This is a genomic window from Acinetobacter sp. YH01025 (assembly GCF_013420185.1).
Taxonomy (GTDB): Bacteria; Pseudomonadota; Gammaproteobacteria; order Pseudomonadales; family Moraxellaceae; genus Acinetobacter; species Acinetobacter indicus.
The window spans coordinates 124,019-143,918 of sequence record NZ_VOYR01000007.1 but is presented as its reverse complement, the minus strand read 5'-3'; the positions used below and the strand labels follow the sequence as shown (position 1 = coordinate 143,918).

Below are 19,900 nucleotides of genomic sequence, written 5' to 3'. Positions count from 1 at the left end.
ATTGTGTAAAAGCCGACCCGGGGACAAAACCTGTGCGCTTGCATCTGCTATACTGGCCGACAATTTATTTGAGTCAAAATAAGGACAACTTATGCGTATCGACCAACGTACCCTAGATCAATTGCGTGATGTCAAAATTACCCGTAATTACACACGTTATGCGGAAGGTTCTGTCTTGGTTGAATTTGGTCATACCAAAGTGCTGTGTACTGCCAGTATTGATAACTCGGTACCGCGCTTTTTAAAAGGCAAAGGCCAAGGCTGGGTAACTGCAGAATATGGCATGTTGCCACGTTCTACCCATACGCGTAGTGACCGTGAAGCGGCACGGGGTAAACAGAGCGGCCGTACTCAGGAAATCCAGCGCTTAATTGGCCGCAGCCTGCGTGCCATGGTCGATCTGAAAAAACTTGGTGAAAATACCATTACCATTGACTGTGATGTAATTCAGGCCGATGGCGGTACCCGTACTGCCGCAATTACCGGTGCAGCGGTGGCGCTGGTCGATGCCATGAATGTACTGCTGGAAAGCAAAAAAATTAAACAGGACCCGTTAAAAGGTCTGGTCGCTGCTATTTCTGTGGGTATGTATCAGGACGAAGTATTGCTGGACCTGTGCTATGAAGAAGATTCAAACTGCCAGACTGACCTGAATGTAGTGATGACCCAGGCCGGTGAATTTATTGAAATTCAGGGCACTGCTGAAGATAAACCATTTACCCGTCTGCAATGTAATGCCATGCTGGAAATGGCCGAGCAGGGCATTCAGGAACTGATCAAAAAGCAGCAACAGGCCTTGGGCTGGTAAACACTGCAAGATCAGAACAATATATTTATAAAACGCATCTCCGGATGCGTTTTTTTGTGATTGAAGCAAACGTAACCAGCGGCTGTGCGCAGATTCATCTTCATAACAAAAACCAACATGCTGAAACCGAGCTTCATGGCTTACTAAAACTCGCAGTGATTTTTTTAAAACAGCAAAAAAGAGGGATGTACCATGAAATACTTGATGATCTTACTGGCGATGGGCGCCTTTGGTTTAAGCGCGTGTGATACGGCCAATGACCGTGATGGTGATGGCACCATGCTGAATCAGGACCGTGATGGCGACGGCCGTGCAGATGATTAAAGTCTTGCGGCCATCGACTCACCCTAAATGAATAAAAAAGGTGCCTCATGAGGCACCTTTTTTCGTTATCGACAAATATCGAATTGCGATTAAGCATTAAAACGCATGGATAAATCGACCGCTTTGACATCTTTGGTCAGAGCGCCCATAGAAATATAATCGACACCAGTGCTGGCCACTTCACGCAGGTTGGCAATGGTGATATTGCCCGATGCTTCCAGTTTGCAGCGACCGGCCACATGCTTGACTGCATCAATCATCTGTTGCTGGCTAAAGTTATCCAGCATCACGATATCGGCCTGAGCGTCCAGAGCCTGATTCAGCTCATCCCAGGTTTCAACTTCTACTTCCACCGGTTTGCCCGGTGCAATTTGATGGGCTTTGGCAATGGCCTGGGCAATACCGCCAGCAGCCATAATATGGTTTTCTTTAATCAGGAAGGCATCAAACAGCCCCAGACGATGGTTTTGACCGCCGCCTACAGTGACCGCATATTTTTGTGCAATCCGCAGACCCGGCAAGGTTTTACGGGTATCCAGCAGTTTGGTGTGCAGGCCCTCGAGCTGTTTCACATATTCGGCGGTTTTGGTGGCCACGGCCGATAGGGTCTGGACAAAGTTAAGGGCAGGGCGCTCCACGGTCAATAAACTGCGCGCAGAACCGGCCAGCTTTAAAAAGGCTTCATTGGCCGCCACGCGATCACCATCCTGTTTCAGCCATTCAATCTGAACGCTTGGATCGTACTGCTGGATTAAGGCATTCACCCAAGGCTGACCGGCCAGCACCATGTCTTCACGGCTGATAATGGTGGCGGTGGCCTGTTCATCTTCCGGGGTAAGTAAAGCGGTAATATCTGCCTCGCCAATATCTTCCTGCAGGGCCTGCTGAATATTGATCTGGATAGATTGCTCCAATAAAGATTGTGGTATGCTCATTGCCTGTCCTTATCTCTTTACCCATGAAAATTGCGCGATATATTAGCACTGTTCGGCTGGCCCGATGCGCTTTTTCGCGGCTTTTTTGTCTGATTTGAGATTTTCAGCTGAAAGTTTTAGGATGGGCTAAATTTTTATACTGAAAAAAATATCAGGATCATTCTATGCAGCAGGCGGCTTCTTTTCAGGTCATCCAGGGACAGTTAAAAGGTGCGCGGCAGGTGCCTTCACCGAATTTTAACCAGCGTCCGCAGCAGACCGAAATTCAGCTGGTGGTGATTCACAATATCAGTTTGCCGCCATCACAGTTTGGCGGCGGTTATATCGAACAGTTTTTTCAAAACCGGCTGGACTGGTCGGCGCATCCTTACTTTCAGACCATTGAAGGGATGCAGGTCTCGGCGCATCTGCTGATTTTGCGTAGCGGCGAAGTGCTGCAATGTGTCAATTTCAATGACCGCGCCTGGCATGCCGGACGTTCCAGTTATCTGGCCAAGCCGGAATGTAATGATTATTCCATTGGCATTGAACTGGAAGGCAGTGATGATCTGCCCTTTGAAGCGATCCAGTATCAGGTACTGGCGGAAGTGGTGTCGGCCTTGCAGCAGGCCTATCCGAAAATCCAGCGTCATCTGGCTGGACATTCCGATATTGCCCCGGGGCGCAAGACCGATCCGGGACCTTATTTTGACTGGAGCCGGTTCCGGTCTTTACTGCGTGACTGCAACAGCAGGATAGAAGCAGCATCTTCATCAATTCATAACGAAACTTGTGCTTAGGTTTCTTTACAATAGCGGCTAAATTTTTATTTGGGTGGTTCCGATGGCGCTTTGGCGATCGACCTTTATTGTCAGTGCGATGACCATGCTGTCCCGGGTGTTGGGACTGGTGCGGGATATTGTGTTATTAAATGTGTTTGGTGCGGGAAAGGATTTCGATACCTTTGTGGTGGCCTTTCGTATCCCGAACTTTTTCAGGCGACTGTTTGCTGAAGGGGCATTTTCCCAGGCCTTTATTCCGGTTCTGACCGAATATAAAACCAGCCGCACCCATGCCGAAGTGCAGATTCTGATTAGCCGGGTGTTTGGCTGTCTGGCCTCGGTGATGAGCCTGCTGACACTGGCTGCTATGGTGGCGGCGCCGGCGGTGATGTACGTTTATGCGCCGGGTTTCCATAGTGATCCGGAAAAATTTGCGCTGGCCACGGACATGTTCCGCCTGACCATTCCCTATTTGCTGTTTATGTCGCTGACCGCTTTTGCCAGCAGCATCTTAAACAGTTATGGCTCCTTTACCACGCCGGCCTTTGCACCGGTGTTGCTGAATCTGGCCATGATTGCCGGAGCCCTGTGGCTAACGCCGTATATGGCCGAGCCGATTATGGCCTTGGGCTGGGCGGTGATTATTGCCGGAGCCTTGCAGCTGGCGATCCAGATTCCGGAATTATGGCGTAAAAAGCTGCTGATTCCGCCAAAAATCGACTTCAAGCATGAAGGCGTTGAGCGCATCATGAAGCTGATGCTGCCGGCCCTGTTTGGGGTATCGGTGACCCAGATTAACCTGTTGCTGAACACCATCTGGGCGTCATTTATGCAGGATGGTTCGGTATCGTGGCTGTACAGTGCCGAACGGATGACCGAGTTGCCGCTGGGCCTGATTGGGGTGGCAATTGGTACGGTGATTTTACCATCCTTGTCGGCGCGCCATGCCGAGCAGAATCAGGAAAAATTCCGTGGCATGATGGACTGGGCGGCGAAAATTATTGTGCTGGCTGGTGTGCCTGCCAGTATTGCACTGTTTATGCTGTCGACCCCGATTATTCAGGCCCTGTTCCAGCGCGGCCAGTTCACCTGGGAAGATACCCAGATGACGGCCTTGGCCCTGCAATGTATGAGTGCCGGGGTCATTGCCTTTATGCTGATTAAAGTCTTTGCTCCAGGCTTCTATGCCCAGCAGGATACCCGCACCCCGGTCCGGGTCGGTTTAATGGCGGTGGCAGCCAATGCCATTTTAAACGTGGTGTTTATTGGGTTATTTAAACTGATTGACTGGGAAGCCGAGCACATGGCGCTGGCACTGGCGTCTTCAGGTTCTGCGCTGGTCAATGCCGGTATGCTGTATTTCTATTTGCATAAACGCGATATTTTCCGTTTTGGCGGGCACTGGAAAAAACTGCTGTTCCAGTTTGGCACGGCCAATGCGGTGATGGTGGCTGCCTTATGGTACGCCTTGAGCTGGTATAACGGTGATGTATCGCAATGGATGCGTGTGCTGGAAGTACTACTGCTGTGTGTGGTGGGTGTGGCAGCGTATGCTCTTGGTCTGCTGGCCACTGGTTTTAGACCGCGTCATTTAAAACCTTAATTACTGAGAGCTGAACGCGAAAGATGTTCAGCTCCTATAAAAGAACCCTTTGAGCCGTTGAGTCTCAAAGGGTTTTTTTATGGGCTTTTATTGAAAGATGAGGCTGCATGAGCAGCACAAGCATCTTTATTTATTGATCACTTCCAGCAGTTCGACATCAAAAATCAGGGTGCTGTTCGGTTCAATCGCATCGCCAGAACCAATCTGGCCATAGCCCAGATTCGCTGGAATAAAGAAGCGGTATTTGGCTCCTTCACGCATCAGTTGCAGCCCTTCGGTCCAGCCCTGAATGACTTGTGTGACCTGAAATTCAGCCGGTTGCTGACGCGCCATCGAGCTATCAAACACGGTGCCATCAATCAGGCGGCCTTCATAATGCACGCGTACTTTGGAGCTGGCCTTCGGTTTTTTTCCGGAACCGGATTGCAAGACCAGATATTGCAGCCCCGATGAAGTGACTTTCACCCCATCCTTACGCGAGTTTTCTGCCAGAAAGGCCTTGCCAATCATGTCATTGGCTTCAGCGCGCTGTTTCAGCTCAATCAGCTGTTTGGCTTCGGCCTGCTTTTTGAACTGGGTCAGAATACGGGCCATGTCTTCATCGCTCAGGCTGGCTTGCTGGCCCAGTGAGGCGGCTTTTAAACCCGCCACAAAGGCATCCAGATCCATACCTTTTAAGGTGTCGACATTGCTGCGCCCCATTAAATAACCAAAGCTGTAGCCCACCTGCTGTTCAGTGGAGCTTTTGGTGGTCACCGGTTGAGCCAGTGTGGCCGCGCTACACAGGGCGAGGCCGAGCAGGGTGATCGTTTTTTTCATATTATGCGTCCCTAAACAACGAAGGAGAGCCAGGCTCTCCTTGTTTTTTATTTTACTTCAATCAGCTCAACATCAAAGATCAAGGTGCTGTTTGGTGGAATCATGCCCGGCACGCCCTGTTCGCCATAACCCAGTTGTGACGGGATATACAGCGTGGCTTTCGAGCCTTCTTTCATCAGTTGCAGACCTTCGGTCCAGCCTGGAATCACCTGGTTTAACGGGAACTCGATTGGTTCACCACGCTCAACCGAGCTGTCAAATACTTTGCCATCGACCAGTTTACCGGTGTAGTGTACTTTTACCACAGAGCTGGCCGTTGGCTGTTTGCCATTGCCTTGCTGGGTAATTTTATATTGCAGACCTGACGCGGTGGTTTGTACCCCTGCCTGTTTGGCATTTTCAGTCAGGAAGGCATCGCTGGCCGTTTGTGCCTGCTGGGCCTGATCAGCCTGTTTTTGTTGCAGTTCCTGCTGGAACTGTTCATAGGCCTTTTGTAATTCTTCTTCAGTATAGGCTGGCTGCTGACGCGCATGACCTTCACGGACACCAGTCACAAAGCTGTTAATGTCCAGCTCTGGTGGAGTTTGATGGGCAACTTCATAGCCTAATGCATAGCTGATTTTTTCAACCGCAGACGCATTTGCAGATGCTTTTGAGGATACAGTGGCAGGGTGTTGAGTTGCATAATAAACAGGAACAAGTGCAGCACCGCCTAAAATTACAGCAACAGCAATGGGTAAGGCTTTACTCATAGGTTTTCTCAAATCATTTTATCGTGTCAAAGCTGCTTTCATGTTAGCAGACTTTTTGAATCAAACCGCTGACATCAATCATTCGGTTTGGCTAATTAATATATGCGCATCGTTAAGCATATGCCATAACAGACTGAATATCTAACACATTTTTTATACAATCGGGGCCAGCCGCAGAGGCGGCCCAATTTATTCGTGAGTAATTGTATCTATTATAGATTTGGCTTCAAAGCAGATTAAAAATCTGCTTTCAGCACCACCCGGTAACGCGCCCGGCCCGCATGTAAATGTTCAATTGCCTCGTTAATCTGCGACATCGGGAACACTTCAACCTGCGGCGCCAGCTGTTTGCGGGCGGCAAATTTCAGTAACTGGCGCAAGGTCGATGGTGAACCGGTCGATGAACCTGTTACCGCTTTGCCACCACCAATTAACGCACCAGCCGAGACCTGTAACGGCTCTAAGGTCAGGCCCAGCATATGCAGCGTACCATTTGGTGCCAGGGCAGACAGATATACCGGCCAGTCCAGGCTAACATTCACCGTACTTAAAATCAGGTCAAACTTGCCGCGCTGGGCTTTCAGGGCAGCGCTGTCACGGCTATTCACCACATGATCGGCGCCCATGGCTTTTAACTCTGCGGTTTTCTCCAGGTTGGAACTGAAGGCCGTAATTTCACAGCCCCAAGCTTTGAGCAGTTTAATGGCAATATGCCCAAGGCCGCCAATTCCAATCACCCCGACATGATGCACCGCCTGAATCTGGTGCTTAATGATCGGATCAAATACGGTAATACCGCCACAGAGCAGCGGGCCGGCACTTTCCGCATCCAGATCATCCGGTAAGGGAATGACCCATTGCCAGCCGGCGCGGACCTTATCGGCAAAACCGCCGGCATGTCCGACAATGGTGGCGACACTATCGCCGGTACATTGCACCTGCCGGCCGGACAGGCACGGATCACAGTGCTGGCAGCTTTCTGCCGTCCAGCCAATGCCAACGCGCTGGCCCACAGATAATCCTTTGGCTTCACTTCCTAACTGGACAATGGTACCAATAATTTCATGCCCGGCCACCACCGGATAGACCGAAGAACGCCAGTCATTGTTAATCACCGATAAATCGGAATGGCACAGGCCACAATATTCCACCTGAACTTCGACCTGATGCGGCAACAGTTCGCCAGCATCAAACTGATATGGCACCAGCGCTTCGCCGGGTTGCATGGCGGCATAGGCACGAATGGTAGTGTTGCTCATGATGAGTGCTCCTCGGCTAAAGGGGGAAGAGATTTAAAGGCGCAGTGATCTTCATGGTCGTTGACCATGCCGACGGCCTGCATAAAGGCATAACAGATGGTGGGGCCAACAAATTGAAAGCCCTGCTTTTTTAAAGCTTTAGACAGTGCCACACTGGCTGCAGTATAGGTCGGGGCGCTGCGATAATCGGGCACGGTATGCTGCTCGGGCTGATGATCGACAAATTGCCACAGCCAGTCGACCAGATTGATACCTTGCTGCTGCAGCTGGAGCCAGGCCTGAGCATTGGTGCGGATGGCTGCGAGTTTGGCCGGATGCCGGATTAATCCGCGATCCTGTAATTTGTCCTGCAAGGCCTGATCAGACAACGCGGCAATATCGGCAATGGAATATTGAAAAAAATGCTGACGGTAACATTCGCGTTTTTTGAGCACGGTAATCCAGGCCAGACCGGCCTGCTGGCCTTCCAGACATAGCATTTCAAACAGCTGCGCTTCATCGTGAAGCGGGCGGCCCCATTCCTGGTCGTGGTAGGCGATATAGAGCGGATCTTCGGAGCACCAGCCGCAGCGTGTTCGATCCATAGATGATGCTCCTGTACGGGTTTAAAGCTGGAAATGAACCCATTGATCCTGACGGTTATCCCAGTAAGACAATTCCGCCTGAGGCAGATCGGCAAAGGCAATCCAGACATCCTTGCCGGATTTATCGGCATAGCCGGTGCTGATCAGAAGTGCATCTTCAGTAATTTCCATGATCCAGCCCTGATGACTCTGGCCGTTCAACATAATTTTCTGTTGATTCCCGGATTCGGCAAATTCGACCAGTCGATTGATCAATGCTTCTGACATGTACACTTCCTAAAGCAAACTAACGTAAATAGGGATAGGGATTGACTGCACCGCGACCTTTGCCATTTAAATACAGGCCATAATGCAGATGCGGCGCGGTATGGCGGGCGTTGCCGCTATTGCCGACATAGCCAATGAGATCGCCTTTCTTGACATAATCTCCGACCTTCAGGCCACGTTTATGCCGGTCCAGATGGGCATAATAATGCCAGCTGCCGCCCGGTCCCAGAATCCATACCACTTTACCACCCAAATTGTTATTGCGTAAGTCGGCAATGAGGCCTTCGGTGGCGCTGTACACCTTGCTGCCGCGTGGCGCTAGAATATCAATGCCTTCATGCAGGCGACCGCGACTGCGTGACGCGCCCCAGGTATCTTGCAAGTGCTGACGTTTGACGCCCTGTACCGGCACTGGCAAGCGGGTTTTCAGCGGCATGTGCTGCAGTTTTTTGACCATGGCCGGCGGTAGGGGCGCCGCAGGTTTTTTCGGTGCCGAGGTACAGGCTGCTAGCAGAATCAGACTGAAGAAAACACAGCAGAGTGAAATCGAGCGAAGCACAGCATCTCCCTGATAATTATTATGTCGATGGTATTCGAATTCCAGTCTTTGACTATGTCATAAATCGGCGGCCGAGATCAATTTTTTCATGGCGGTCGGCAGTCCACGTGCAGTAGCCTGTGCCGGCGTCATCCATTCGGCGTCCAGCTCAATCGCCAGATGTTCCTGCTGGTCCGGCTCGACCGGAATTACACTGGCATCCAGCAGCCAGGTAAAGTGGGTAAAGCTGTGTGAAATCTGCAGCTGCTGTTGTCGCTGTTTCAGACCCAGACGCTGACAGAGCGCCTGAAACTGCGCTGGATCATCAATAATCGGCAGGCACCATAATCCGCCCCAGAGGCCGCTATTCGGCCGCTGCTGCCACAGCCACTGGCCATCACTGTGTAAGAGCAACACCTGGGCCTGTCTTACGGGTACGGCTTTTTTCGGTTTTTTAAATGGTAATTCGGCTTCTAGGCCCTGCTGGTGGGCCTTGCAGCGCTGCTGCATCGGGCAGTACAGACATAAGGGTTTTTTCGGGATACAGATGGTGGCACCGAGGTCCATAATCGCCTGGGTGTAGTCATGATTACGCTCGGTCGGACACAGCTGTTCTGCCAGCTGCCACAAGGCCCGTTCATGTACCGGTTTGGACAGATCATCTTCAATGGCAAAAAAGCGCGCCAGCACCCGTTTGACGTTGCCATCCATAATTACGCCGTATTGTCTGAGACCCAAAGACATCAGTGCGCCTGCGGTCGAGCGGCCAATGCCGGGCAGGGCCATCCACTGTTCCAGATTTTCCGGAAAATGTCCTTGCTGGGCCACTATGCCGGCCGCTTTATGCAGATTGCGTGCCCGGGCATAGTAACCGAGTCCGGCCCAGTATGGCGCCACTTCATCCCAGGAGGCACGGCCTAAGCTTTCCACATCGGGAAAACGCTGAATAAAGCGCTCGAAATATTGCAGCACGGTTTTGACCTGGGTCTGCTGCAGCATGATTTCCGATACCCAGACTTTATACGGGTTATCGGCCACCTGCCAGGGCAGGTCATGGCGACCGTGTACATCAAACCAGGAAAGCAGGGCATGGGAAAAAGAAAAGGCAGACATGAGAACCGGAACTGTTAAGCAGTCGCCTAGTATACCCAAATCTTGCCGATGCAGCAGGCAATAAAAAAGGTGATGCCGCGGCATCACCTTCTGTTTTGGTCGCGGCAAGGCTTAGATGCTGCCGCTCATCCCCCAGCGTTGGTCCAGCTTGAGGATTTGACCTTCATAGCGTGGAATAATGTGGATATGCAAATGCTGCGATGGGCTGCCAAACACATCGCCATCGTTAAAGCCGACATGAAAGCCCGCCGGTTGATGGCGCAGCTGTAATTCATTCCGCGCCAGTTCCAGCAGCGACATCAGGCTTTTACGTTCTTTGTCGGTGACATCAAAAAAAGAACTGACATGACGTAGAGGGATAATGACACAGTGGCCTTTAGACAATGCGTTCGGTTCAGGTAGAATCACGCCATAATCATTTTTGGCAATGACATCATATTCATCAAAGTTGCAATATGGGCAGTCTTGTTCGGTCATTCTTCTATCCTCTATTCAAATTCATTAATCTTTTTCAATATATATGGCCTCATGCCAGAATCAGGCCAAACGGCGTTGTAATAATTGGTACATGGCATCCAGGCTTTGCTGTTCTGCTATCGGGCTATAGCCGAGGTCGACGCCATTGGCTTTGGCACGTTCATCGGCCAGCGGGTTACTAAAGCCGTGCTTGGCATCTTCAAATACCATCACTTCATGTTCTACCTGGGCAGCGTGCATTTCTTCACGGAAGCTGGCCACATCATCCAGCGTTACCATGCTGTCCAGTTCACCATGCAGCACCAGAATTTCTGCCTGTACCTTGCCTTCCTGCGCCGGTTCTCTGGCCGCCAGAATGGCATGGAAAGTCGCAACAGCTTGTAGGTTGGCGCCTGAACGGGCCAAATCCAGCACCACTTTGCCGCCATAACAGAAGCCAATGGCTGCCAGTTTAGCCTGATTTACTTCCGGTTGGGCAGCTAAAGTGTCCAAAGCCGCAGACGCACGAGTCACAATGGTATTCGGGTCTTCAAAGGTCTGGCTCATCCACGCATTGGCCTGGGCAGCCGTGGTGGTATTTTTCTTGTCGCCATACATATCAATGGCCAAGGCGGCATAACCGTGTTCTGCCAGTTCGCGGGTACGCTGTTCAATATATTCATTTCGGCCCCACCATTCCGGTGCCACAATCACACCCGCGACTGGTGCATCGGTTTCGGGTGCAGCAAAATAACCAACCAACTGGCTACCATCTGCCGCCGTATACTGAATTTCGCGAGTTTTGATTGCTAAAGTCATGCGTCCAATCCTTGTGTTTTTTGAAATAATTCGATTAAAACATAAAAATGAGACAGCGGTTTGAAAAACATTTCAATGGGCCTAAACAAATGTGAGAAAATATTTTTAAGTTATTTTTCAAAGAATAATCTGTCTGTATCTGCTGTCGGTCTAAACACAGGCATAAAAAAAGAAGGATTTGCATCCTTCTTTTTTGTGAGGGTCAGGATATAAGAAACTATACCTTGCCGCGGGACAGGAAGCCGACAATTGCCAGAATAACAGCAATAACCAGCAGAATGACCGCGAAATCTTTAGATAAACCAGCGACACCACCGAAACCGAGTAGACTGGCAATAAGTGCGATTACAGCGAAGATAATGGCCCAACGAAACATAATTTTTCTCCATGTGTTTTTATACTTCTTGATCAAGTATAGGGGCAAGTCGCTGATTTGATTGTTTTGCTTTTGTTTATTAAGTGTTCAACTATTTATTTAAGTCTATGATTCTATTGTATCTATGACATAGCACATGCTTTTGTAGAAGACTGTTATAATAGACCGGTTATTTTGTAGTGTTGTGCATCATGTCTGATCAGCTTCGTCCCCAATTCTGGAAAAATTATCCGTTAACAGCCTTAACCCAGGCAGAATGGGAAGCGCTGTGTGATGGCTGCGGCTTATGTTGCCTGGTTAAACTGGAAGATGAAGACAGTCATGAAGTCGCTTATACCAAAGTGGCCTGCAAGCTGCTGGATTGTACGACTGCCCGCTGTTCGGACTATCCGAACCGGCAGCAACAGGTGCCGGACTGTATTCAGCTGACGCCGGAAAAGCTGGACAGTATTCACTGGCTACCGCCAAGCTGTGCCTATCGCCGTTTAAAAGAAGGTAAAAACCTGCCGTCCTGGCATTATTTAAATACCGGTTCACGTCAGAGCGTGATTCGCGCCAAAAAATCGGCCGCTGGCCGCTGTATTTCTGAAACGGAAGTCAATGAAGAAGAAATAGAAGACTATATTGTGCGCTGGGTACGTTAAGTTTTTAGGCCGTCTGTATCTTTAAGAGCAAAATTGGCGATTTAAACCTGATAAAACAACTGCCGACACTCAGGCTGAGTTTCCCGCAGCAAGCGCTAAAAAATCGGCTATTGAAATACTGCATTTTGCCATAACATAGTACACTCAGCCGCAGCTTTGTACAGAAAACCTTCTATGTCAGACAGCCATATTCCACTTCCTGAACGTTTGCGCCCGCGCGATCTGTCGCAGATTATCGGTCAAGATCATCTTCTGGGGGAGCAGGCCCCGTTACGCCAAATGATTGATCAGGGCCATTTGCCCTCGATTATTTTCTGGGGGCCACCTGGCGTTGGAAAAACCACCATTGCCTTGTTGCTGGCGCAGGCGGTTGATCGTCCTTTTGTCAGTCTGTCTGCGCTCAATACCGGGGTTAAGGAATTACGTGAAGTGATTGCCGATGGCGGCGATTTACTAACGCCGGTGGTGTTTATTGACGAGATTCACCGCTTTAATAAATCCCAGCAGGATGCCTTATTAAATGCGGTCGAGAAGGGCAAAATTACCCTGATTGGTGCCACCACGGAAAACCCGTCTTTTGAGGTGAACAGTGCCTTGCTGTCGCGCTGCCAGGTCTATACCTTAAATGCACTGAGTGCCGAGGCCATCCAGCAGCTGCTGACCCAGGCCGTCCAGAATGATAGCTTCTTAAAAGAACGTTATATCCAGATTGAAGAGTTTGAAGCACTGGTGCAGTTTGCGGCGGGTGATGCACGTAAGGCGCTGAATTTACTCGAGCTGATTGCCGGCACCTTTGAGCCGGACACAGAAAACAGTATTAACAATGCCCTGGTCGTGAAAGTGGCGCAGCAGAATATTGCCCGTTACGACAAATCTGGCGAGCAGCATTATGATCTGGTCTCGGCCTTTATTAAGTCGATTCGCGGCAGTGACCCGGATGCGACTCTGTACTGGATGGCGCGCATGCTCAAGGGTGGAGAAGACCCGCTGTTTATTGCGCGGCGTATGCTAATTGCTGCCTCGGAAGATATTGGCAATTCCAACCCAAATGCCTTGTTGCTGGCCGGTGAATGTTTCCGCGCAGTGCAGGTGATTGGTATGCCGGAAGCGCGGATTATTCTGGGCCAATGTGCAGTCTATCTGGCCACCAGTGCCAAAAGTAACAGTACCTATCTGGCCATTAACAAGGCGCTGGACTTGGCGGAAAAAACCGCCAATTTGCCGGTACCGTTACATTTGCGTAATGCGCCGACCAAGCTGATGAAAGAGCAGGGCTACGGGGTGGATTATCTGTATCCGCACAATTATCCGGAGCATTTTGTATTGCAGGATTATTTGCCGCCAGAATTAAAAGGCACCAAGCTGTATGAATCGGCGCGCAATAAACGCGAAGTTGAAGCCGAGCGTTTACAGCAGCGGCGCTGGATGCAGCAGCAACAGTAGCAATAAAAAAAAGCCCAATTCAGAGGGATGAATTGGGCCAAACTGGATGTTAGATTGGGAGAGAACATCCGCGAGGATTAACGAAACTGATCGGCAGTCACTGTAAAATTTACCGTGTCTTGCCTATGTGCTTAAGCATAGGTCAAAACTAAAAATATGTAAAAACGATCATTTTTATAAGTTGAATTTGTTTTTTCGATTGATAGTAAGAAAACTCAGCCAATAAAAAACCGGATCAGCTGATCCGGTTTTTTTATCGTTCATCTTGGAGATGATCAGATATTGTCGAGGTTGATGCCTAAACGTGCCGCAACTTCTTCATACGCTTCAACCACACCGCCTAAACCTTGACGGAAACGGTCTTTGTCGAGTTTTTTCTTGGTGTCTTTGTCCCATAGACGGCAGCCGTCTGGAGAGAATTCATCACCCAGCACGATACGGTCGTGGAATACACCAAATTCAAGTTTGAAATCGACCAGAATCATGTTGCCGGCATCAAACAGGGCTTTTAGTACATCGTTAACTTTGTAAGTCAGTTCTTTCATTTGTGCCAGCTGCTCAGCAGTCGCCCAACCCAGCGCAATCGCTTGAGATTCATTGACCATTGGATCGCCTAAGGCATCATCTTTAAAGAACAGTTCAAATGTTGGCGGGGTCAGTTCCTTGCCTTCTTCGACACCGAGGCGACGGCAAAGAGAACCAGCTGCATAGTTACGGATTACGCATTCAACCGGAATCATGCTCAGCTTTTTCACTAGCACTTCATTTGGGGTTAGCAGTTTTTCAAAATGCGTTTCAATACCGGCTTCAGCCAGTTTTTCCATAATAAAGGCGTTAAAACGGTTGTTCACCTTACCTTTACGATCTAGTTGTTCGATCTTTTCGCCATTGAACGCAGAGGCATCGTCACGAAAGACTAAAATCAGGTGGTCTTCACTATCTGTGGTATAAACAGATTTCGCTTTACCAGTATAGAGCAAGGTTTGTTTTAACATGAGGGAACCTTTTTCAGAAAAAAATGCCTAGTAATGTCTAGGCTGGCCAATTTTGGTAAATCTGGGCCAACAGGTCTGCAGCTTTTTCTTTGTCTGCAAAACTGTTGTCGGCGTTGAACACAGCCAGGTTGTTACTTGTACCGACAGAGGTGAGTCTTAAGACGTAGGTCTGTTGATCGACCGAGATGGTGACTTCGTAACGGTTTTTGCTCTGACCAATAATGCTATGGTTCAGGCTGCTGAGTGTGGCAAGCGTATACTGCCAAATTGTAGCAGAATTTCCATCTATTTTGAGCAGTGGATTTTGATTTCCATCTACAACCGGTTGTGGACGACCTGGCGCGGTGTTGTCCTGTACAGCAGCGGCCTGAGTCGGCTCTACGGCTGGAGGACGAGGAAGTGCGAAACGGTTGCCACGGCTGTTTTCCAGCTTCGGTGCATGTTCAATGGCCAGTGGGTCAACCGTTGGTGCAGGATACAATGGCGTTGCTGGTCGGGCCACAGCACCTTCAGGATATTGTAAGGGCGCAAGGGTGGTGGTGTCTTTATAATCCAGAGAGCCATTGCTGATGGCTAAAGAACTACAACCTGCCAAACTTACCACTGAAAGTGCAGCGATTAAACCAAAACGTAATTGCATAATATTGTGCTCTTATTAAATGACACCCGAAGCCTGTAAAGCTTCACGTAACGGTGCGCGATATTGTTCTGCAAGTGGCGTTAATGGCAGGCGGATGCCGGTACCAATTAAGCCCATTTCATGAAGTGCCCATTTCACCGGAATTGGGTTTGATTCACAAAATAGAATATTGTGTAAATTTGCAACTGTATTGTTACGTGCTTCAGCGCTGTCATTGTCGCCGGCAATGGCTGCGGCACAAACTTCGCTCATGACTTTTGGTGCCACATTGGCCGTAACCGAGATATTGCCTTTGGCACCAGCCAGCATTAACTGATAGGCAGTGGCATCATCACCTGAATAGACAGTCATGTCTTTACCCGCCAGACCGGCCAGTAATTCACGGCCACGTGGTACATCGCCAGTGGCATCTTTAATGCCCACAATTTGTGGAATGTCGGCCAGACGAATCACTGTTTCGTTGGACATGTCGACGCCAGTACGGCCCGGAACGTTATACAGGATTTGTGGCAGATCCACTGCTTCGGCAATAGTCTTATAATGCTGATATAACCCTTCCTGGGTTGGCTTGTTATAATATGGCGTGACGAGAAGTGCGGCATCGGCGCCGAGTTCTTTGGCTTCTCTGGTCAGTTCGATCGCTTCATGCGTTGAGTTTGCACCAGTACCAGCAATCACCGGGATACGTTTGTTGGCCACGCGAATGATTTCTTTAATCACACGTGTATGTTCAGCCATGCTTAATGTAGAGGCTTCACCTGTCGTGCCCACGGCCACAATACTGTTCGTGCCTTGTTCTATGTGCCACTCAACCAGCTTCTCGAGACCTTTCCAATCTACGCTGCCATCTTCTAACATTGGGGTGACGATTGCGACAATTGAGCCTTGAATGGTCTGTGCTTGCTGAGTCATTTTGAAAAAATATCCTATTTTTCCATCCACAAAAGTTCGTAGAAACAGAAAACGTGGATGGTTGCAGTATTTTGATTTGAGTCAGAATTCAATAAGTCATGATTGAATAATGCTTATGCAAATTATGACTGATTCAGTGTGTCAGAACAATATCCGTAAGTCAAAGCCAATATCAACTTTATCCGCTGCTCAAAACAGTCCGGTATAAGGCATAAGTTGGTGCTTTTACAGCAGTTCCGGTTCATCTTCGACTTTAGAATGAACTGGTGAGTAAGCACAGGCCTATAGAAGCTGTCCGGACAGCAATTTTGCCTGGAAAAAGCAGTAAAAAGCTGTGAAAACCAGGTAAAAGGGTCGGAATTAAGATAAAAAAACACTTAAACTAGACCTGAAAATTATTTGAACAGGCTTTTTTTTAATGCCATTTCCTGCTTAAAACTTTACTGAATGATTTTTTTCAGATCTAAATGAAAATAATAATTTTGACTGTTTGTTTGTTTTTAATCGTTGATATTTATATGGATTTTAATGTTTTTTTAAATTGATATGCCTCAATTAAGTCTTTCTAAAACTATATGTTTGCGTGTCTTAAAATAAGAAATGTCTATTAATTTTTTGCCAGACCAGCGCTTTATTCCACTTATTGGTAGTTAATTCAAAGGACATCCTCATAGATGATGGCGGCCTTAACCTTTTATAAACACTGATTGAAACAAGGATTCTCCAATGGAAAGATCAGATAATCGACATGCGATTGTGACAGTAGCCATCTGTTTCTTGATTGCGGTCATTGAAGGCTTGGATATCCAGGCAGCAGGTATTGCCGCAGCTGGTATCCGTGAGCATTTTGGCCTCGATAGCTCGCAATTGGGGGTGTTTTTTAGTGCAGGGATTCTGGGCTTATTGCCTGGTGCACTGGTTGGTGGACGCGTGGCAGACCGTATTGGCCGTAAACAGGTGCTAATCTGGTCGACTGCCGTGTTTGCGGTCTTTACTTTATGTACCGTATGGGTCAACAGCTTTAACTCATTGCTGGCGGTACGTTTCCTGGCCGGTGCCGGTCTGGGTGCAGCCATGCCAATTCTGATTACGCTGGCCTCTGAAGCGGTATCACCACAAAACCGTGGCCGTGCCGTAGGTCTGATGTACTGTGGTATGCCAGTCGGTGCTGCGATTTTATCGTTAATTGCCAGTACCGATTTCGGTTCTAACTGGAAAAACATTTTCTACCTGGGCGGTTTATTACCGATTATCGTCATTCCAGTGATGATGTGGTTATTGCCAGAATCGAAGGAATATTTAAAAGCCAAAGATCAGGCTGCGAAGAATACGACAGCAGAAGCTACGCCACAAGGTTCGTTTAAGGATCTGTTTAACTCGAACAACCTGCTCCGTACCATGTTCATCTGGGTCAGCTATTTCTTCACCCTGATGGTGGTGTACATCATGCTGAGCTGGTTACCGTCGCTGTTCCAGGAACTGGGCTTCTCGCGTAAAGAAGGCGCAACTGCACAGTTCTACTTTATGGTCAGCGCGACGATTGGTACCGTTATTTTGGGTATGCTGACCGATCGCTGGAAAAAAGCCTATGTCATTCTGTTGATGTATGGCGGTATTCTGGCCGGTCTGCTGGCACTGAACGCTGCAGGTTCATTAACTCAAATGTATCTGGCCTCTGCGCTGGTGGGTGCATTCGTCATTGGCTGTCAGGGTGTACTGTATGCCTTCGGTGGTATTGTGTATCCAACTGAAGTGCGTGGTACCGGTATTGGTGTGGCGTCTGCCGTGGGCCGTGTTGGTGCGATGCTTGGGCCTGCGATTGCCGGTTCACTGTTAACGGCTGGCTTTGGTGCAGCAGGGGTGATCTCTGCCGCGATTCCATGTATCGTGATCTCTGCCATCTTTATGTTACTGCTGGTGCGTCGTATTCAAAACTAAACACGCATTGTAACGACCCCTTCAGACAGCCCGCATATGCGGGCTGTTTTGTTTTCACCGTACAGTCCAATGATTCCGCTGCAACAAAACCATCCATTTGGTATATGCTAGGACGCTGACAATAAGCGAAACATGGATAGGTGTTATGCAAGCGCAGACGGCATTGATCGTAGTAGATGTACAAAATGGATTTACACCGGGCGGTAATTTGGCCGTCGCTGATGCCGATCAGATTATTCCGATCATTAACCAGCTGGGGCAGGTCTTCGACAATATTGTCCTGACCCAGGACTGGCATCCGCAGAATCATATTTCTTTTGCCGACAATCATCCGGGCAAACAGCCGTATGAAGTGGTGATGCTGGAATATGGCGAGCAGGTGCTGTGGCCGGCACATTGCGTCCAGGGCACAGCCGATGCCGAACTGCATCCGGCATTGGACTTGCCGCAGGCGCAGCTGATTATCCGTAAAGGTTTTCATGCACAAATTGACAGCTATTCGGCCTTTATGGAAGCGGATCAGAAAACCACCACCGGTCTCGCTGGCTATTTAAAAGCGCGTGGTATCGACACGGTGTTTATTACCGGCATTGCCACCGATTTTTGCGTGGCCTGGACCGCCATAGATGCCTGCAAGCTGGGCTTTAATACCTTTGTCATTGCCGATGCCAGCAAAGGCATAGACCTGAAAGGTTCATTGCAACATGCCTGGCAGGAGATGCTAGCGCATGGGGTAAAACGGGTCTATAGCAAAGATGTGTTGGGCCTGTTACAGCCTGCTGCACAGCCAAGCCTGGCCTGATTGGCCCGAATCATTCATTCAGAACGTGCCGAGGTCTATGGTGTTAGGTTTTAGCCAGTTTGTACAGAAAACTTTTGCCCTGTGGGTGCTGCTATTTGCCGTGATTGCCATGTATCAGCCAGAGGCTTTTGTCTGGTTAAAAGCCTATATCACCTGGATGCTTGGCATCATCATGTTTGGTATGGGCATGACCATGTCACTGCAGGATTTTAAAGGCGTGCTGCAAAGCCCGAAAGCAGTCGCGATTGGCGTGGCCGCGCAGTTTATGGTGATGCCGCTGTTGGCCTATCTGTTATGTGCCTTATTCCGGTTACCGGCGGAAATTGCCATTGGGGTGATTCTGGTTGGCTGCTGTCCGGGTGGTACAGCTTCCAATGTAATTACCTATATGGCCAAAGGCAATACCGCCTTATCGGTGGCCTGTACTTCGGTGTCGACCTTGCTGGCGCCGCTACTGACCCCGGCGATTTTCTTTGTGCTGGCCAGTCAGTGGATTGAAATTGATGCCTGGTCCATGCTGAGCTCGATTTTACAGGTGGTGCTGTTCCCGATTGTGCTGGGCCTGCTGCTACGCACGCTGTTTAAAACCCAGGTAGAGCGTTCCATTACCCTGATGCCACTGGTTTCGGTGGTGGCGATTGTTGCCATTGTCGCGGCAATTATCGCCGGCAGCCGGGCACAGATTCTGGAAAGCGGCTTGCTGATTTTAGCGGTGGTGATGCTGCACAATGGCCTGGGCTATTTACTTGGTTTCTGGGCAGCGCGTTTATTTAAATTGCCCTATGCCGACAGTAAAGCGGTGTCGATTGAAGTCGGAATGCAGAATTCTGGCTTGGGCGTGGCCTTGGCGGCGGTGCATTTTGCCGCGTCTCCGGTGACCGCCGTGCCGAGCGCCATCTTCAGTTTATGGCACAATATTTCTGGACCGGCACTGGCCACCTATTGGGCCAGCCGGCAGCGCCAATAAAGGACAGCTGTCATCCGGCTGTCATCAAGGCAAGGATGCCTTAGTATATTGAATATGCTGTCTTTTTAATTAGATAAAAAAACAAAAAAATGATAAAAAACAGATTTTTATTTTGAACAAATTTGGGCTAATTTTCATCATTTGG

Annotated in this window: 23 protein-coding genes; 9 read left to right on the top strand and 14 right to left on the bottom strand. The window is 49.2% G+C overall.

Annotation, left to right across the window (positions count from 1 at the left end):
* The first annotated feature begins 91 nt into the window (after positions 1–91).
* A complete protein-coding gene (gene rph, locus FTT89_RS09215) occupies positions 92–808 on the top strand; it encodes a ribonuclease PH (RefSeq protein ID WP_005180961.1) in 717 nt (238 codons plus the stop codon).
* 192 nt (positions 809–1,000) lie between these two features.
* Positions 1,001–1,132, top strand: coding sequence for a hypothetical protein (locus FTT89_RS14570; RefSeq protein WP_005180959.1), 132 nt, complete (start codon positions 1,001–1,003; stop codon positions 1,130–1,132).
* A gap of 89 nt (positions 1,133–1,221) precedes the next feature.
* On the opposite strand, the gene nadC is transcribed toward FTT89_RS14570, so the two are convergent.
* Positions 1,222–2,067, bottom strand: a complete 846-nt coding sequence (gene nadC / locus FTT89_RS09210; RefSeq protein WP_104489818.1) for a carboxylating nicotinate-nucleotide diphosphorylase — start codon at positions 2,065–2,067, stop codon at positions 1,222–1,224.
* A gap of 164 nt (positions 2,068–2,231) precedes the next feature.
* On the opposite strand from nadC, the gene ampD reads away from it, so the two are divergent.
* Together ampD and murJ are read left to right on the top strand one after the other, a co-directional pair.
* Entirely contained in the window at positions 2,232–2,846 is a 615-nt protein-coding gene (gene ampD / locus FTT89_RS09205; RefSeq protein ID WP_016658689.1) for a 1,6-anhydro-N-acetylmuramyl-L-alanine amidase AmpD, read from the top strand.
* Positions 2,847–2,889: 43 nt separating this feature from the next.
* Positions 2,890–4,431: a murein biosynthesis integral membrane protein MurJ gene (murJ, locus tag FTT89_RS09200; RefSeq protein WP_016658690.1), complete on the top strand. Its 1,542-nt coding sequence runs from the start codon at positions 2,890–2,892 to the stop codon at positions 4,429–4,431.
* 126 nt (positions 4,432–4,557) lie between these two features.
* Here the strand turns inward: murJ and FTT89_RS09195 are convergent, their stop codons facing one another.
* From FTT89_RS09195 to FTT89_RS09150, 10 genes are all read right to left on the bottom strand, one after another.
* Positions 4,558–5,250, bottom strand: coding sequence for an FKBP-type peptidyl-prolyl cis-trans isomerase (locus tag FTT89_RS09195; RefSeq protein ID WP_104472308.1), 693 nt, complete (start codon positions 5,248–5,250; stop codon positions 4,558–4,560).
* Positions 5,251–5,297: 47 nt separating this feature from the next.
* Positions 5,298–6,002, bottom strand: coding sequence for an FKBP-type peptidyl-prolyl cis-trans isomerase (locus FTT89_RS09190; RefSeq protein ID WP_005180950.1), 705 nt, complete (start codon positions 6,000–6,002; stop codon positions 5,298–5,300).
* 236 nt (positions 6,003–6,238) lie between these two features.
* Positions 6,239–7,261: an NAD(P)-dependent alcohol dehydrogenase gene (locus FTT89_RS09185; RefSeq protein WP_005180948.1), complete on the bottom strand. Its 1,023-nt coding sequence runs from the start codon at positions 7,259–7,261 to the stop codon at positions 6,239–6,241.
* On the bottom strand, positions 7,258–7,845 hold the full coding sequence (locus FTT89_RS09180; protein ID WP_016658692.1) for a DNA-3-methyladenine glycosylase I: 588 nt from the start codon (positions 7,843–7,845) through the stop codon (positions 7,258–7,260). Before FTT89_RS09180 ends, FTT89_RS09185 begins: the two co-directional genes overlap by 4 nt.
* 21 nt (positions 7,846–7,866) lie before the next feature.
* The gene (locus FTT89_RS09175; protein WP_005180946.1) at positions 7,867–8,112 is read right to left on the bottom strand and encodes a hypothetical protein; all 246 of its coding nucleotides are present in this window, start codon (positions 8,110–8,112) and stop codon (positions 7,867–7,869) included.
* A 19-nt stretch (positions 8,113–8,131) separates the two neighbouring features.
* Positions 8,132–8,671, bottom strand: coding sequence for a M23 family metallopeptidase (locus tag FTT89_RS09170; protein WP_005180945.1), 540 nt, complete (start codon positions 8,669–8,671; stop codon positions 8,132–8,134).
* A 57-nt stretch (positions 8,672–8,728) separates the two neighbouring features.
* On the bottom strand, positions 8,729–9,763 hold the full coding sequence (gene mutY, locus FTT89_RS09165; protein WP_180172845.1) for an A/G-specific adenine glycosylase: 1,035 nt from the start codon (positions 9,761–9,763) through the stop codon (positions 8,729–8,731).
* Between the two features lie 111 nt (positions 9,764–9,874).
* Positions 9,875–10,240, bottom strand: a complete 366-nt coding sequence (locus FTT89_RS09160) for an HIT family protein (RefSeq protein ID WP_005180943.1) — start codon at positions 10,238–10,240, stop codon at positions 9,875–9,877.
* Positions 10,241–10,300: 60 nt separating this feature from the next.
* Entirely contained in the window at positions 10,301–11,038 is a 738-nt protein-coding gene (locus FTT89_RS09155; RefSeq protein WP_168384463.1) for a dienelactone hydrolase family protein, read from the bottom strand.
* Positions 11,039–11,255: 217 nt separating this feature from the next.
* Positions 11,256–11,414 carry a DUF1328 domain-containing protein gene (locus tag FTT89_RS09150; RefSeq protein ID WP_005006601.1) on the bottom strand — a complete coding sequence of 53 codons (159 nt, stop codon included), beginning with the start codon at positions 11,412–11,414 and terminating at the stop codon, positions 11,256–11,258.
* A gap of 191 nt (positions 11,415–11,605) precedes the next feature.
* Between FTT89_RS09150 and FTT89_RS09145 the strand changes: the two genes are divergently transcribed.
* A complete protein-coding gene (locus FTT89_RS09145; RefSeq protein WP_016658695.1) occupies positions 11,606–12,058 on the top strand; it encodes a YcgN family cysteine cluster protein in 453 nt (150 codons plus the stop codon).
* Positions 12,059–12,232: 174 nt separating this feature from the next.
* Positions 12,233–13,501 (top strand): replication-associated recombination protein A, encoded by a 1,269-nt coding sequence (locus FTT89_RS09140; protein WP_016658696.1) that lies wholly within the window; start codon positions 12,233–12,235, stop codon positions 13,499–13,501.
* Between the two features lie 275 nt (positions 13,502–13,776).
* Here FTT89_RS09140 and purC read toward each other — a convergent pair whose 3' ends face one another.
* From purC to dapA, 3 genes are read right to left on the bottom strand one after another with little or no spacing between them, the layout of a single operon-like run.
* A complete protein-coding gene (gene purC, locus FTT89_RS09135; RefSeq protein WP_005180935.1) occupies positions 13,777–14,496 on the bottom strand; it encodes a phosphoribosylaminoimidazolesuccinocarboxamide synthase in 720 nt (239 codons plus the stop codon).
* A gap of 37 nt (positions 14,497–14,533) precedes the next feature.
* Positions 14,534–15,136: a hypothetical protein gene (locus FTT89_RS09130; RefSeq protein WP_005180933.1), complete on the bottom strand. Its 603-nt coding sequence runs from the start codon at positions 15,134–15,136 to the stop codon at positions 14,534–14,536.
* Between the two features lie 15 nt (positions 15,137–15,151).
* Positions 15,152–16,048, bottom strand: a complete 897-nt coding sequence (gene dapA, locus FTT89_RS09125; RefSeq protein WP_005180931.1) for a 4-hydroxy-tetrahydrodipicolinate synthase — start codon at positions 16,046–16,048, stop codon at positions 15,152–15,154.
* 726 nt (positions 16,049–16,774) lie between these two features.
* Between dapA and mhpT the strand changes: the two genes are divergently transcribed.
* The 3 genes from mhpT to FTT89_RS09110 all read left to right on the top strand — a co-directional run bounded on the left by mhpT (position 16,775) and on the right by FTT89_RS09110 (position 19,755).
* The gene (gene mhpT / locus FTT89_RS09120; RefSeq protein WP_180061627.1) at positions 16,775–17,986 is read left to right on the top strand and encodes a 3-(3-hydroxy-phenyl)propionate transporter MhpT; all 1,212 of its coding nucleotides are present in this window, start codon (positions 16,775–16,777) and stop codon (positions 17,984–17,986) included.
* 145 nt (positions 17,987–18,131) lie between these two features.
* Positions 18,132–18,788, top strand: a complete 657-nt coding sequence (gene pncA / locus FTT89_RS09115; protein WP_163140786.1) for a bifunctional nicotinamidase/pyrazinamidase — start codon at positions 18,132–18,134, stop codon at positions 18,786–18,788.
* 37 nt (positions 18,789–18,825) lie between these two features.
* Positions 18,826–19,755 (top strand): bile acid:sodium symporter family protein, encoded by a 930-nt coding sequence (locus FTT89_RS09110; protein ID WP_180172844.1) that lies wholly within the window; start codon positions 18,826–18,828, stop codon positions 19,753–19,755.
* The last annotated feature ends 145 nt before the right edge of the window (positions 19,756–19,900 follow it).